The following is a 13,395-nucleotide window of genomic DNA, read 5'->3' on the forward strand; positions in this document are numbered from 1 at the left end:
TATTTTTTTCTTATTGTTGTGCTTGTTTTTGTATAGTGGTAAACATTTTTATACCTGTATCGGTTATTTCGTCAGGATAATCGTAAGCAGGGTGGTGTAATGGGTAGCAATTTTTACCTGAGCCTATACCAAACATAGCTCCGGGATATATGTTGGTGAAAATACCAAAGTCTTCTCCAAACCTAAAGCCGTTTTCTATTTCCTGATATGTAAGGCCTGCTGCTTCGGTAGCTTTTTTTATTATTGCTACAGCTTCTTTATTATTCTGATTCGATTCAAAAGGTTCTATTAATTCAAAGCGGACTTCAAGCTCTTCTTCTTTACAAATTGCTTCAGCTGTACTTTTCATAGTTTCTAAAGCGTTATCTAGCCTTTCGTTGCTATCAGCTCGAACGGTTAAGTGTACACTGCCTTCTCCTGCGGATATTCCATAAGCTACTTCTCCCATTTCGGTATGTACAGGCGTTATAGTAACATATTCAGGTTTATTTTCGCTGTTCAGTTCAAGTGCTTTTAAAAGGTATTGACTCATTGCTTTTGCAGGATTTCTCCCGTTCCATGGTTCGGCAGCGTGTGCGGTATAGCCTTTAAAGTAAGTAACAAGACTTACAACACTGGAAGTAAAACTTCCTTCTTTACATACGATATTGTGAGTATCAAAACCAGGTAGGTTGTGTAAAGCGAAAACCATATCAATATTTAAGTTTTCCAAAGTTTTATCAGCTACTACATTTCGTGCGCCCCAGCCATTTTCTTCAGCAGGCTGAAATAATAAATGAATATCTCCTTTTTCAGGTCGTTTTTGGGAGTAGTGGTTTGCTACACCATACATAATAGTAGCATGTCCGTCATGCCCGCATTTATGTGATACTCCATCTGTCTGCGATTTATAATCAGTAGTTATGGTTTCCTGTATAGGTAGTGCATCAATATCTGCACGTAACAGTATGTTTTTACCGGGTAATTTCCCTTTAAAACTAACCAGTATTCCTGTAGAGGCAGTTTTCTCAATTTTATCAGTATTTAATTTACCTAACAAGTCCAGTAAATATTTTTGAGTTTCATGTTCGTTTTGCGAAACTTCCGGATGTTGGTGTAAATAACGCCTCAGTGTTGTTAAATCCTCCATAAAAATAGCTTTCTGTTTAGTTTTTGATAATAATACTAAAAATGGAGCAGGCACGAAAGTTAAATAAGAATTCTTTAGGGTTTTTCTGAATCTTTGATTTTTTATCGGCTGTAGGCAATTATGTATATTTAAGCACTGTAATAAATTTTAGTCTTAAAAAGCAATGAATAAAACACACATTTTTTTGATAATAGCTTTGTGTAGTATAAATATAATAATTGCACAGCCACGTAACTTGTTATGGTATGATAAACCTGCTTCTTATTTTGAAGAGGCTTTGGTTTTAGGGAATGGTAAGATGGGGGCTACAGTGTTTGGCGGGGTAAATTCAGATAAAATTTATTTAAATGATGCAACATTGTGGTCGGGTGAGCCTGTAGACTTGGAAGATAATACAGAGGCTTATAAGTATGTAGAACCTATTAGAGAGGCGTTGAGAAATGAAGATTATAAATTAGCAGATTCGTTAAACCATTATTTACAAGGTAGGTTTTCACAGTCCTATATGCCTTTAGGTACATTACATATCAATTTTAAAAGTCACGATACTTACACTAACTATTACAGAGAGCTTAATATTGATAAGGCAGTGGCTAAAGTGAGCTACGAAAGTGGTGGGGTTAAGTTTGATAGGGAATATTTTGTTTCTCATCCTCAACAAATTATGGCTATTAAACTAAGTAGTAGTAAAAGGAGAGCGATTAATTGTATAATAAGTTTTGAAAGTCTTTTAAAATATACACAATCAAAACAGAATCGTGTCTTGGAAGTTAATGGGTACGCTCCTTATCATGTAGAGCCAAGTTATAGAAATGTACCCAATGCTATACTGTTTGACGAAAACAGAGGTACACGTTTCACTTCTTTATTTAGAGTTTCTAAAAAAGATGGTTTAGTAGTTGTAAAGGATAATGGTATTGAGATTTCAGATTGTAGTGAAGCTATTATATATATTACAGTTGCTACCAGTTTTAATGGTTTTGATAAAAATCCCGCTACTATGGGTAAGGATAATATCTCTATAGCTTATAGAGATATGCTGAAGACAGATAAGAGTTCTTATGAGGTTTTAAAGAGTAATCATATAAAAGATTATCAATCACTATATAAAAGGGTAGTGCTAGATTTAGGTAAAACAAATGAACCGAATTTACCAACAGACAAACGGTTATTAAATTATACAGCAGGTGGTGAAGATAAGGCACTAGAAGAACTGTACTTTCAGTTTGGGCGCTATTTACTTATTTCATCTTCCAGAACTCAAGAAGCTCCTGCAAATTTACAGGGTATATGGAATCCATACATCCGTCCGCCATGGAGCAGTAATTATACTTTAAACATTAATGCGGAAGAAAATTACTGGTTAGCTGAAACCGGGAATTTATCAGAGTTACATACTCCTTTACTTAGTTTTATAAAAAATGTAGCAATAACAGGGGCTGCAACCGCAAACAACTATTATGGTGTAGGAGGTTGGGCAGCAGGGCATAATTCAGATATATGGGCGCTTACCAACCCTGTGGGTGATTTTGGTAAAGGTGACCCCCGTTGGGCAAACTGGAATATGGGTGGTACATGGCTTGCTACACACCCATGGGAGCATTATACTTTTACTCATGATAAAGAATATCTTAGAAGTGAAGGGTATCCTGTAATGAAAGGTGCCGTGAAATTTTGTTTGGAATGGATGGTTAAAGATAAAAATGAAAAATGGATTACATCTCCAAGTACATCTCCGGAAAACCTTTATGTCACTCCTGATGGGTATGTAGGTGCAACGCTGTATGGTGCGACTTCAGATTTAGCCATGATACGTGAGCTGTTCGAAGATTTTATAAAAGCATCAGAAGTATTAAGTATTGATAATACATTTACTAAAAGAGTTACTACGGTTTTAGGGGAGCTACACCCTTACGCGGTAGGTAAAAAAGGAAATCTACAAGAATGGTATTATGACTGGAAAGATAAAGAAAGTTGGCACAGACATCAATCACACCTTTTTGGTTTATATCCAGGACATCATATAACGCCAACAGAAACTCCTGAACTCGCACAAGCCTGCCGAACTTCGCTAAATATAAAAGGAGATGAAACCACAGGATGGTCTAAAGGCTGGCGTATAAACCTTTGGGCTAGACTTTGGGATGGTAACAGAGCTTATAAAATGTACAGAGAGTTGTTGAGGTATGTTGATCCTGATAATATGGAAAATAAAACGCATACAGGAGGAGGAACCTATCCTAACCTGCTTGATGCACATCCGCCTTTTCAAATTGACGGTAATTTTGGGGGAGCAGCAGCCGTAATTGAAATGCTTATGCAATCTACAGATGATAAGATATATTTTTTACCTGCCTTACCTGATACATGGCGAAATGGAAGTATAAAAGGTATTTGTGCTCGTGGAGGGTTTGAAGTAGCTATAAACTGGACTGGAGGAAAACTTACCAGTACAGAAATCAAAGCAAAAGACTCAGGTAAAATCACTTTAGTATATGCCGGTAATGAAAAATTTGTTGAAATAAACAAAGGAGAATCAGTAAGAGTGGATTGGTAGTGTGAAATAATTAATACAAATTCATCTAGTGTTATTATTGGGTTATACTTGGATTAGGGATGTGTGTTGAATACTTGTTTAAGTATGTATGTTTTAATATGTCGTTATGAATTTTGTGATTTTTAATTTGTACATTGGCGACTCTATTTTTTAGAACAAAATCTACCGTCCAAAATAAAAATTAATTATTAGTGAAGTATATCTGTTTCAGGTTTGATGTAGATACACACCTATGTTTAACGAAAGGAACTCCGAATTTAATTAAGCTCTTTTCAAAATTCGATGCTAAATGTACCTTTTTTATAACTATGGGAAGGTCTTTTAGCTATAAAGTAACAGTAGAAAAGTATATAACTAAATTTTTCTACAATAACTCTTCTCAAAAAGATATACAAGCCTATTCTATTTTACATAAACTTGGCTATACAAACTTTTTTAAAGCATTGCTACTTAACCCCAAAGTCGGTTACAATCACAAAGAATTACTTCAAAAAATTATTTTAGAGGGGCATGAACTTGGATTACATGGAGGCAAAAATCATGCAACATGGGAAAGGTATTTAAAAAAATGGTATAAAAAAGAGATAGATATTCAAATTGAATATGGTTTAATGTGCTTTGAACAATTAGGGCTTCCAAAGCCTCAATCATTTGCTTCTCCTTGCTGGCAGACTTCAGATGTGTTAAACCAATCTTTATTAAAGCATGGCTTCTCTATTGTAGCAGATACTTATTCAAGTAATGGGTTTCCTTATAGGGATAACATAGGTTTACTACAATGCCCCACTAATATATTGGCTAAAGAGCCTACTGTTGGTTTTATAGAGAACCTAAGAGTATTAGGTTATACTTCAAAGCAAATATTACACGAGTTTGAAAGACAATTGGACAGAGAAGGAGATTATAAAATGGTTTTTGATCATCCTTTTTATGTAGGAATAAAGGAGATAGAACTTCTTTCGGAAATGCTTGAAATTTGTGTAGTTAAAGGTTATCAAGTTCAAAGTTTGGAAAATATATGTAAAAAAATAAATGAAGATTTTACACATTTATCGTGAAGCTGATGAAGAAATTGGCGGAGTAGAAAATCATGTTAAGTATTTAGTTAAAGAACAAGTTAAGCAGGGTTTATACCCTACAGTACTGGCATTCATATTTTCGGACAAGAATAGTATTAGTATTAAAAAAATAGATAATATAGATTGGTATTATTTAGAATTAAAAGATCCATTTATTAACTTATTCGAAACAAGTATATCTGTTTTTATTAAACGACTATATCAAAACTTTAATACAAAACAGAAAACAGATCTCATATTAAAAATTAAACCGGATATAATACATCAGCACGACTATTTATCAAGCATAAGATTAAATAAAAAGCTGTCAAAAAACTTTCCTGTTGTTTTTACCAACCATTCAGGGGAATACTTGTGGTTAGAAAAAACAGCTTTAACCAGATATTTTCAAAAGCAATTTTTAAACTGTTTTAAAGCTATTATAGCTCCAAGTAATAATTTGTTACCTGAGAGCAGTAATAGTTATTTGATACCTAATGGTTTTAGTTCAGAGCAGTTTTATAGAGTTTCTGAAACTGAAAAAGAAGCGTTAAAAATAGAAAATAACTGCCAAGGTAAAATAGTTTTTTTATGTGCAAGAAGGTGGGCGCCGAATAAAGGTATTATTTATTTGGCAAAAGCCCTTAACCTTCTTAGTGATGAAGTAAAGCAAAAGTCTGTTTTCATATTTGCAGGTAATGAATCTGAAGGTTTCCAGGCATATAAAAAACAAATTAATCAAGAGTTATCTGAATGTTCTAATACAGACATAAGATTAATGGGTAACCTGAGTCACGAAAAATTAGCACCTCTAATTAATATGTCAGATGTAGGAGTTATTCCATCTATTATGGAAGGACTAAGTTTATTTTCACTGGAATTAATTTCTACCGGAGTCCCGGTTTTAGCCACCAATGTTGGAGGTCTTCCCGATGTAGTGAAAAATGAAGAAACCGGTTGGATTGTTTTACCAAAAAGCCCCGAAAATATTGAAAAGGAAATAACTAAAATAGTAATTAATTGGCCTGATTCTAAACTTGAAATAAATACAGAAGAATTTAAAGAAAAATATTCTTGGAAAACAGTAGCGAACTTAACCTTAAAAATATATAATAAAATTACATGAAAGTACTAGCAGTAATCGGTACTAGACCGGAAGTTATAAAAACAGTATTATTAGTTTCTAAATTAAGAGAAAAAAAAGAGTTCGAAGTAGCTTTATGCTCCACGGGGCAACATAAAGAAGTGATGGATCAGGCACTTGAAGTTTTTGGAATAAAACCTGATTATAATTTGGAAGTGATGTCAGAAGGACAAAGCCTTAGTGAACTGTCGGCTAAAATGTTAATAGGTTTGCAGAAGATAATAGCTGAATTTAAACCTGATTTAATGATATCACAGGGAGATACAGCTACATCATTTACAACTTGTTTAGCTGCTTTTTATGAAAAAGTAAAGGTAGTGCATGTAGAAGCAGGATTAAGAACGGGCGATATACGTTCTCCTTTTCCGGAAGAAATGTCTAGAAGGGTTACGGCAATGGTTTCTGATATAAACTTTGCGCCTACTGAAAAAGCCAGAGAAAACATGCTGAAAGAGGGTATACCCGAAGACAAAATTGTAGTTTGCGGAAATACAGGAGTTGATGCTTTACTTTACACCCTTGAAAAGATAAATAATGATAAAGCATTACAAAATAAATTAGAAAATAAGTTTTCTTTTTTAAATAAAGATAAGAAAACAATTGTAGTAACGGCTCACCGTAGAGAAAACCATGGAGAAGGAATTAGGAATATATGTAAAGCAATAAAATACCTTTCTGAAAAAGAAAGTGTACAATTTGTTTTTCCTGTACATCATAACCCTAATAGTAAAGGAGATATTTTAAATATATTAAGTAACGTGCCAAATGTTTTTTTAGTTGATCAGTTAGACCATTTGTCATTTGTATACCTACTTAAAAAGAGTCATTTTATAATTACAGATTCAGGAGGAATACAAGAAGAGGCTCCTTCATTGGGTAAACCTGTACTGGTTACAAGATTTTCAACAGAAAGACAAGAAGCAGTTAAGGCTGGCTCTTCGGTTTTAGTAGGACCTGTTTATCAAAATATAATAGATGAAGCAAAAAAATTAATAAACGATGTTGATTATTACTGTAGTAAAAGTAAAGTTTCCTATCCTTTTGGAGAAGGTAAAGCCATAGATGTAATAATTGATAGAATAAAGATAGTTTAAAATAAAGCCCGGAAATTAACAAATTTCCGGGTTTTTATTTTGTTAACGATGTAGTACAAAACTCAAATCAATTAATAGAAGATTTAAAACTTTTAGCTGATATTTTGGCTACTTAACAACTAAAGGCTTTTTTTAATCACTAACAAACAATATGTTATATATTATTATTGAATTTATGACACCATTGTGATCCATACTGCTCCTTTATAGCCCCATTGTGAGGGTTATAATTTGTATGTTTTAATCTTTATTTAAAAGAGGGTAATCAATATACCCCTGTTTACTACCACCAAACATCGTGGCACGATCCGGTTCATTTAATTCGGCATTGAGTTCAAAGCGTTTGGGCAAATCCGGATTGGCTAAGAATAGGGTTCCGAAAGAAACCATACTAGCGATTCCTTTTTCCAATGCTGCTTCAGCTGAAGCCTTATCATAACCCGAATTGGCAATAACCGTTTGTTTTATCTGTTTTCCGAACTGTTCCAGCTCGTCTACATCCGGGTAATGCGCAGGAGAAGGAAAAGAAGGGCTTCGTTTCATCAATTCTACATAGGCAAAATCAAGTTTGTTCAATTCCTCGATCAAATGCGTATAGGTTTTAATGGGTTCGTCTAAAATCATATCCCCGTAAGGATGTAAAGGAGAAATTTTAATTCCTAATTTTTCACCACCAACCGCATCGATCAATTCTTGCATTACTTCAACTACAAAACGAACTTTATTGGGAATACTTCCACCATAGTTATCGGTTCTTTGGTTAGAACTTTCAGCCAGAAACTGACTCGGTAAATAGCCGTTAGCCGCGTGTAGTTCAACACCGTCAAAGCCGGCTTCCATCGCATTTTTTGCTGCTTGCCCATAATCGCGAATGGTTTGCTGAATTTCTTCAATTGTAATTTCTTGGGGTGTTTCATAATCCTTCATACCCTGAGAAGTGAAATGTTGCATTCCTCTGATAGGTAAAGCTGATGGTGCCAACGGTAATTTTCCGTTTCTTTCAATGGAATGCCCCACACGCCCGGTATGCCAGAGTTGGGCAATTATTACACCACCTTTTTCATGTACCGCCTGCGTCACTTTTTTCCAGGTCTCAATTTGTTCCTTAGTGAAAATCCCCGGAGTAAGAGGGCTGCCGGTAGCTTCTTCACTGATACGTATCGCTTCGCTAAAAATAAGTCCGGCACTGGCTCGCTGCGTATAATATTCTACGGTCATTTCACCCACTACACCGTGATTATCTGCTCGGCTGCGTGTCATAGCGGCCATCGCCATTTTGTTTTTCAACGTTAAATTTCCTAACTGTGTTTTTTCTAAAAGTTTCATAATCTTTATTTTTTTAAATTGTTATTGCTGATTGTAAATTGGAAGATAAGTGTCCGCTATAAACGCTTCTGCTGTGGTAGGCGAAGTGGTGGAAGCATCTCTTTTCTGATAATTGAAGATACCGTCTTTAACAGCTAAAGCCATTTCTAGCAGATTATCAACAAAATCTTCTGAAAATCCATTTCCCAAGAATATTTGTTTGGCCTGTTCTACAGGAATTTGAACATAGGGTAATTCGGGCTGACCTATGGCCTTACCAATTAATTTGGTAAATTCGGTATAGGTATAATTTCTTGGTCCCATTACCGGTTGCACAGATTTACCGGTAAAATCAAGATTAGATAAATGCGCGGCTGCTACTTTAGCTACGTCCTGGGTGGCAACCATGGGTATGGCATGCTCACCTACGGCTGCTGTGCCGTTAATACCTTTGGATTTGACCAACCCAACGGTTCTTAGCCAGTTTTCCATAAAATAAGCAGAACGAATATGTATGACGTTTACATCTTCTAACTGATTTAATCGCACTTCTTGTTCACCGGTTCCCGCCATCATTCCATTCCCTTCGTGCATATGAGAACCCAAGCTACTCATATTTACAATGTGTTTGATCCCTGACTTTTGAATCGCTTCGATATAATTCCCGGTTACCCGTCTTTGGTAGGCTCGGGTATTTTCCGCCTTCACATTATCTGGTAAAATGAGAAAGACACTATCCGCATTTTTGAATGCCTCAGTAAGGGTCTTTACATCATTCACGTCTCCTAAAATGATTTCTGCTCCTAAGGCTTCAAAGTCTTGTAATTTATTGGGATTTCTTGCAACTAATTTTACCTGATGTTTTCCTTCCTCTAAAAGGATTTTAGCGATTTTACGTCCTACGGTTCCGGTGGCTCCCAGAATTACTATTTTTTTCATCTCTTTAAATTTTTTGTTGTTAATAATTATGTACACTACAAAGGTGCCATTAGGCTTTCTTTAAAACTTGTATCAAATTACTGTTCTGTTCATGTGTTTGCCAAGTGGTTCCTTTTTCAAGCTGTCCGCTTTCGAGATCATTTTTTATAATTTCGAGTGCGTTTTGTAATGCAGAACGTAATGGTTTTAGGAGTACCAGTTGTACCACAATCTTTGCGAGAATATTAGTGGGGACAGGGCGATAGATCCATCTAATTTTGGTGTGCTGGTTTCCTAAATCTGAGAACAACCATTCCCCCTCAATTCTTTTAAGTAATGCAGCCAGTACTTTTGATGTAAAATGCTCGTTTTTATAGGAAAATGAAGTCGGTGCATCTACTGTTAAAAGCGTTTCTTGTGAAGTGGAACCGTCTGCAAAGTAAACTGTCCTTTTCAAGCCTGCTTTATTCCATCCTTGCTTGATACTCGTATCTATAATGGCAGGAATTACTGCATTGCCTCTAAAGATGTGCATTAAATTAATAGGCGGTATATAATCGAACGCACGATATATTTTAGAATTGATGGTGGTTTCTACGATAATTTCAGGATTTGTGTTCCTAGCATTGGTGCTATTTTCTGTAGTTTTCATTTTTTGATTTTTTTAGTTATTGTACATTACAAAGATGCTGCGAACCCTGCCTGCAAACTTGTATCATATCACTGTTTTACACTTGATACATTTCTATTTGTGCAGATTGCCGCTATACATCCCACCCTCAAAATAAGTGGCATTCTTCTGAGTGATGAATAAAACGATGTCGCTGGTTTCATTAGCAGTGAATATGGGATCCTCATTTTCGATGATAGCGCTTTCGCCGGTGCTTAATTGTACATTGGTATTGACTTGAATATCTCCCTTAAACAAGTAAAATAGAAATGAAGAATTCTCGATAGCGAACTCGGGTAAAAACGTTTCTTCACCTTGTTGCAACTGCATATCCAGTATCCAGGTATTGCTTCTTATCTGTAAAGGATAATCATTTCTCTTACCCGCTATTTTCCGCCATTGGTTAATACTATTAGCTTCTGATAGTTGGTAAAATTGTACTTGTGGCTGTAAGCCTCCAGTTTCGGGTCTGATAAAAATCTGTAAACCTTCTAATACGTCACCCTCTTTCAAAGTCTTTTCTTCGTGATAAAATGTTGAACCGGCATTCATCATCATCAACTTTTGATTAGATATGATGTCCGAATATCCTTCAGAATCTTTGTGCAATACCTTACCACTTCGTAAATAGGTGAGTATTTCATCATCTCTATGCGGATGCATCGGGATGAGTGTGCCAGGCGTTATATGGGCCTGGTCTATTCTTCCAATGGTAGAGAAACCGGTATCATTCAGTTCAGGCATTACAAGTCCGGGATATAAAATCTGTATCCCCAAGCCGCCGTGCTGCTTCCCATATTTTAGTGTATTATCAATTTTTGTTAGCATGACTATGATGTATTAATTAACTTCAACAACTACTTTTCCAATGACCCCGCCCTTTTCAGCATATTGATAGGCTTCTTTAAATTGGCTAAACGGAAATACTTTATTGACTTCAATCTGCAAACCTTCATTGATTGCTTTTACGAGTTTTTCGGTTTTTTTTGTAGAAGGACTGGAAAGGACTACCATATGCTTTTTTGAAGTGAACAGATTATTGAATAGCGAAGCGATAATCTGAATGGGTTGTGGCGTAACATTTAAAAACACGCTTTTTGACTTCATAATACCCTTGGCTTTTTTGTATGTCATTTTTCCCGATAAATCGACTATTACATCATATTTGTTTTGCTGTGATAAAACATTTTCATTAGTATAACCGATGACCTTATCAGCCCCCCAATTTTTTGCATATTCCATTCCTTTGGTGCTGGTCACTGCTGTTATATTAGCATGCTGTTGTTTTAATAACTGAAGTAAAAACATCCCAAAACCTCCGGTAGCTCCGTTTACTAAAACTGAAGATTGCGGAGTGATGTTTCCCATTTTTTCTAAAGTCGTTAAAGCCGCTGTTCCTACAACGGGAATAGAAGCTGCTTGCGCAAAACTGATCGCTGTTGGTTTTTTCCACACCAATGAGGCGGTTACTGCAACATACTCGGCTGAGGCTCCTTCCTTCATTAAATTTTTTACAACGCCAAAAACTTGATCTCCCTTCTTTAGGTGGTTAACTTCCGCACCTACTTCTTCCACAATGCCGGCAAAATCAGCTCCGGTATATTTAGGAAATTTTGAGCCTGACATTAATTTCATTTCTCCCTTTCTGATTTTCCAATCCATGGGGTTGATCGAAAATGCTTTTACTTTTATCAGAACCTGATCTGGTTTAATTTCAGGCTTTGCTTGCTCTACGATTTGTAATACTTCTGTACTTCCGAATTGATTATACACGATTGCTTTCATAATACTATTTTTTAATGGTTTATATTGCTGTTACAAAGTTGCGCAGAAGAGGCTTGGTAAACTTGTATCAGATCACTGTAATCGTTTCGATCATTTTTATTGATCTTAAAAATTTTTGAGGAATACGCTTTTTACCAAATGGTAAATATCCTAACCACTGCTATTCGTACCTTTATGGTTATGAAAGAATTTATAGAATTCGTCTTACAATTCGGGGAACTGAATACCCAGCAGATAAAATTGATAAGGCAGAAAGCAAAAGAAATAACATTAGAGAAAGAGGCGTACTTTGCAGAAGCCGGGAAGGTGCTCAACGAGGTTTGTTTTGTGTTGGACGGGATTCTGAGGATTTGCTATTATAACAATAAGGGAGAAGAAATTACTAAGATTTTTGTTGAAGAAAACCATTTGCTCTACGATTTAAAAAATGCACCTTCAACCGAATATATTCAGGCGGCGACTCCTTGCAAACTATTGGTTTTTTCCAATGCTGATTGGAGAGAAATTTCGGACACCATCCTCGTTTGGGAGCCTATCATTCAAAAAATCACCAATAAGGCACTTGTGGAAAAATTACAACGGGTAAGTCCGCTCGTTGCTCAGGATGCTACGACGCGCTATTTGGAATTTTTGGAGAAATATCCAACGTTAGCCAATCGAATTCCTTTGTCCTACATCGCTTCCTATTTAGGGATTACCCAGCAATCGTTAAGCAGAATACGGAAAAATATCCGTTAAATTGCTTTTTACCAAATGGTAAACAGGTTCGTCTTTTTATACAGGAACTTTGCAGGGTAACTTTAAATAAAAAGAAAATGAAAAAGACCATTTTTATCACAGGAGCATCTTCTGGATTAGGAAAGGAAACAGCAAAATTGTTTGCTAAAAAGGGATGGACAGTCATCGCCACAATGCGCCAACCGGAAAAAGAGCCCGAACTCACTCAATTTTCAAATATTCACCTATTGAAATTAGATATTAGCAATTCCAAAGAAATAGCCGAGATTTCGGCAAAGGCAGAAGCCATAAGTCCAGTAGATGTGTTGTTGAATAATGCGGGATATGGATTAATGGGACCTTTTGAAGGAACCACCGATGACCAATTAGCGCAGCAAACCAACACCAATTTTTTAGGAACCATATTGGTAACCAAATCATTTCTTCCTTATTTTAGAGCAAGGAAGAAAGGCAGCATTTTAAGTGTAACTTCTTCAACCGCCAATATTCCCTATCCGTTTGTCGGCGTATATGCAGCCACCAAAGCTGCTATAGAAACATGGACGGAAGGATTGAGTTATGAGCTTAACCATTTTGGGATTGCTATAAAAACAATTGTTCCGGCGTATATGCAAACCAGTTTTGGAAGTAAAGCAGAACTGGTTTCCCATCCCGATTATCAGGAACTTTTTGATCACTATATTAAGGCTATGCGAGCAGATGCATCTGCCAAACGTGACACCCCTGAAAGCATCGCCGAGGTTATTTACAATGCTTCTCAAGACGAAGATTATCAGTTGCATTATACCGCAGGTGAACTTTCAGCAACAGAATATAAGTGGCTAAGAAAAGATGGAATAGAAGCTATAATGAAAAAAATGAAGCAACGTTTTTTTGGAAAAAACAGCTAAGTTTTTCAGAACCACAATTCTTTACAACCCTGAACTATGATGATTAATTTCGGGAATTATTTGATGATAATACTTAAAAATTAGTTCAACGATAAGTGCTATCTTTA

Annotated in this window: 12 protein-coding genes; 6 read left to right on the forward strand and 6 right to left on the reverse strand. The window is 35.8% G+C overall.

The features are described from left to right. Positions 1-10: 10 nt before the first annotated feature. Positions 11-1,129, reverse strand: coding sequence for an amidohydrolase (locus IEW45_RS05540; protein WP_229665899.1), 1,119 nt, complete (start codon positions 1,127-1,129; stop codon positions 11-13). 184 nt (positions 1,130-1,313) lie between these two features. On the opposite strand from IEW45_RS05540, the gene IEW45_RS05545 reads away from it, so the two are divergent. The 4 genes from IEW45_RS05545 (at position 1,314) to wecB (ending at position 6,982) form a co-directional block, all read left to right on the forward strand. Then, complete coding sequence (locus tag IEW45_RS05545; protein WP_229665900.1) at positions 1,314-3,686, forward strand: glycoside hydrolase family 95 protein; 2,373 nt, start codon at positions 1,314-1,316, stop codon at positions 3,684-3,686. A gap of 191 nt (positions 3,687-3,877) precedes the next feature. Beyond that, a complete protein-coding gene (locus IEW45_RS05550; RefSeq protein WP_188620231.1) occupies positions 3,878-4,744 on the forward strand; it encodes a polysaccharide deacetylase family protein in 867 nt (288 codons plus the stop codon). Next, positions 4,719-5,870, forward strand: a complete 1,152-nt coding sequence (locus tag IEW45_RS05555) for a glycosyltransferase family 4 protein (RefSeq protein ID WP_188620232.1) — start codon at positions 4,719-4,721, stop codon at positions 5,868-5,870. Before IEW45_RS05550 ends, IEW45_RS05555 begins: the two co-directional genes overlap by 26 nt. Beyond that, positions 5,867-6,982 (forward strand): non-hydrolyzing UDP-N-acetylglucosamine 2-epimerase, encoded by a 1,116-nt coding sequence (wecB, locus tag IEW45_RS05560; RefSeq protein WP_188620233.1) that lies wholly within the window; start codon positions 5,867-5,869, stop codon positions 6,980-6,982. Before IEW45_RS05555 ends, wecB begins: the two co-directional genes overlap by 4 nt. A gap of 240 nt (positions 6,983-7,222) precedes the next feature. Here wecB and IEW45_RS05565 read toward each other — a convergent pair whose 3' ends face one another. The 5 genes from IEW45_RS05565 to IEW45_RS05585 all read right to left on the reverse strand — a co-directional run bounded on the left by IEW45_RS05565 (position 7,223) and on the right by IEW45_RS05585 (position 11,660). Then, the gene (locus tag IEW45_RS05565) at positions 7,223-8,308 is read right to left on the reverse strand and encodes an alkene reductase (RefSeq protein WP_188620234.1); all 1,086 of its coding nucleotides are present in this window, start codon (positions 8,306-8,308) and stop codon (positions 7,223-7,225) included. A 21-nt stretch (positions 8,309-8,329) separates the two neighbouring features. Continuing rightward, entirely contained in the window at positions 8,330-9,226 is an 897-nt protein-coding gene (locus IEW45_RS05570) for an NAD(P)H-binding protein (RefSeq protein ID WP_188620235.1), read from the reverse strand. 49 nt (positions 9,227-9,275) lie between these two features. Beyond that, a complete protein-coding gene (locus IEW45_RS05575; protein WP_188620236.1) occupies positions 9,276-9,857 on the reverse strand; it encodes an SRPBCC family protein in 582 nt (193 codons plus the stop codon). Positions 9,858-9,950: 93 nt separating this feature from the next. Continuing rightward, positions 9,951-10,703: a pirin family protein gene (locus tag IEW45_RS05580; protein ID WP_188620237.1), complete on the reverse strand. Its 753-nt coding sequence runs from the start codon at positions 10,701-10,703 to the stop codon at positions 9,951-9,953. Between the two features lie 12 nt (positions 10,704-10,715). Beyond that, the gene (locus IEW45_RS05585; protein WP_188620238.1) at positions 10,716-11,660 is read right to left on the reverse strand and encodes an NAD(P)-dependent alcohol dehydrogenase; all 945 of its coding nucleotides are present in this window, start codon (positions 11,658-11,660) and stop codon (positions 10,716-10,718) included. Between the two features lie 180 nt (positions 11,661-11,840). On the opposite strand from IEW45_RS05585, the gene IEW45_RS05590 reads away from it, so the two are divergent. Continuing rightward, positions 11,841-12,398, forward strand: a complete 558-nt coding sequence (locus tag IEW45_RS05590; protein WP_188620239.1) for a Crp/Fnr family transcriptional regulator — start codon at positions 11,841-11,843, stop codon at positions 12,396-12,398. A 77-nt stretch (positions 12,399-12,475) separates the two neighbouring features. Beyond that, the gene (locus tag IEW45_RS05595) at positions 12,476-13,288 is read left to right on the forward strand and encodes an SDR family oxidoreductase (protein ID WP_188620240.1); all 813 of its coding nucleotides are present in this window, start codon (positions 12,476-12,478) and stop codon (positions 13,286-13,288) included. Positions 13,289-13,395 lie beyond the last annotated feature (107 nt).

It is taken from the genome of Flavobacterium suaedae, assembly GCF_014642915.1.
Lineage (GTDB): Bacteria > Bacteroidota > Bacteroidia > Flavobacteriales > Flavobacteriaceae > Flavobacterium > Flavobacterium suaedae.

Coding starts and splice junctions, on each gene's coding strand:
- IEW45_RS05555 (WP_188620232.1), top strand. CDS start 4,719: ATGAAGATTTTACACATTTATCGTGAAGCTGATGAAGAAATTGGCGGA.
- IEW45_RS05585 (WP_188620238.1), bottom strand. CDS start 11,660: ATGAAAGCAATCGTGTATAATCAATTCGGAAGTACAGAAGTATTACAA.
- IEW45_RS05570 (WP_188620235.1), bottom strand. CDS start 9,226: ATGAAAAAAATAGTAATTCTGGGAGCCACCGGAACCGTAGGACGTAAA.
- IEW45_RS05540 (WP_229665899.1), bottom strand. CDS start 1,129: ATGGAGGATTTAACAACACTGAGGCGTTATTTACACCAACATCCGGAA.
- wecB (WP_188620233.1), top strand. CDS start 5,867: ATGAAAGTACTAGCAGTAATCGGTACTAGACCGGAAGTTATAAAAACA.
- IEW45_RS05580 (WP_188620237.1), bottom strand. CDS start 10,703: ATGCTAACAAAAATTGATAATACACTAAAATATGGGAAGCAGCACGGC.
- IEW45_RS05590 (WP_188620239.1), top strand. CDS start 11,841: ATGAAAGAATTTATAGAATTCGTCTTACAATTCGGGGAACTGAATACC.
- IEW45_RS05595 (WP_188620240.1), top strand. CDS start 12,476: ATGAAAAAGACCATTTTTATCACAGGAGCATCTTCTGGATTAGGAAAG.
- IEW45_RS05575 (WP_188620236.1), bottom strand. CDS start 9,857: ATGAAAACTACAGAAAATAGCACCAATGCTAGGAACACAAATCCTGAA.
- IEW45_RS05565 (WP_188620234.1), bottom strand. CDS start 8,308: ATGAAACTTTTAGAAAAAACACAGTTAGGAAATTTAACGTTGAAAAAC.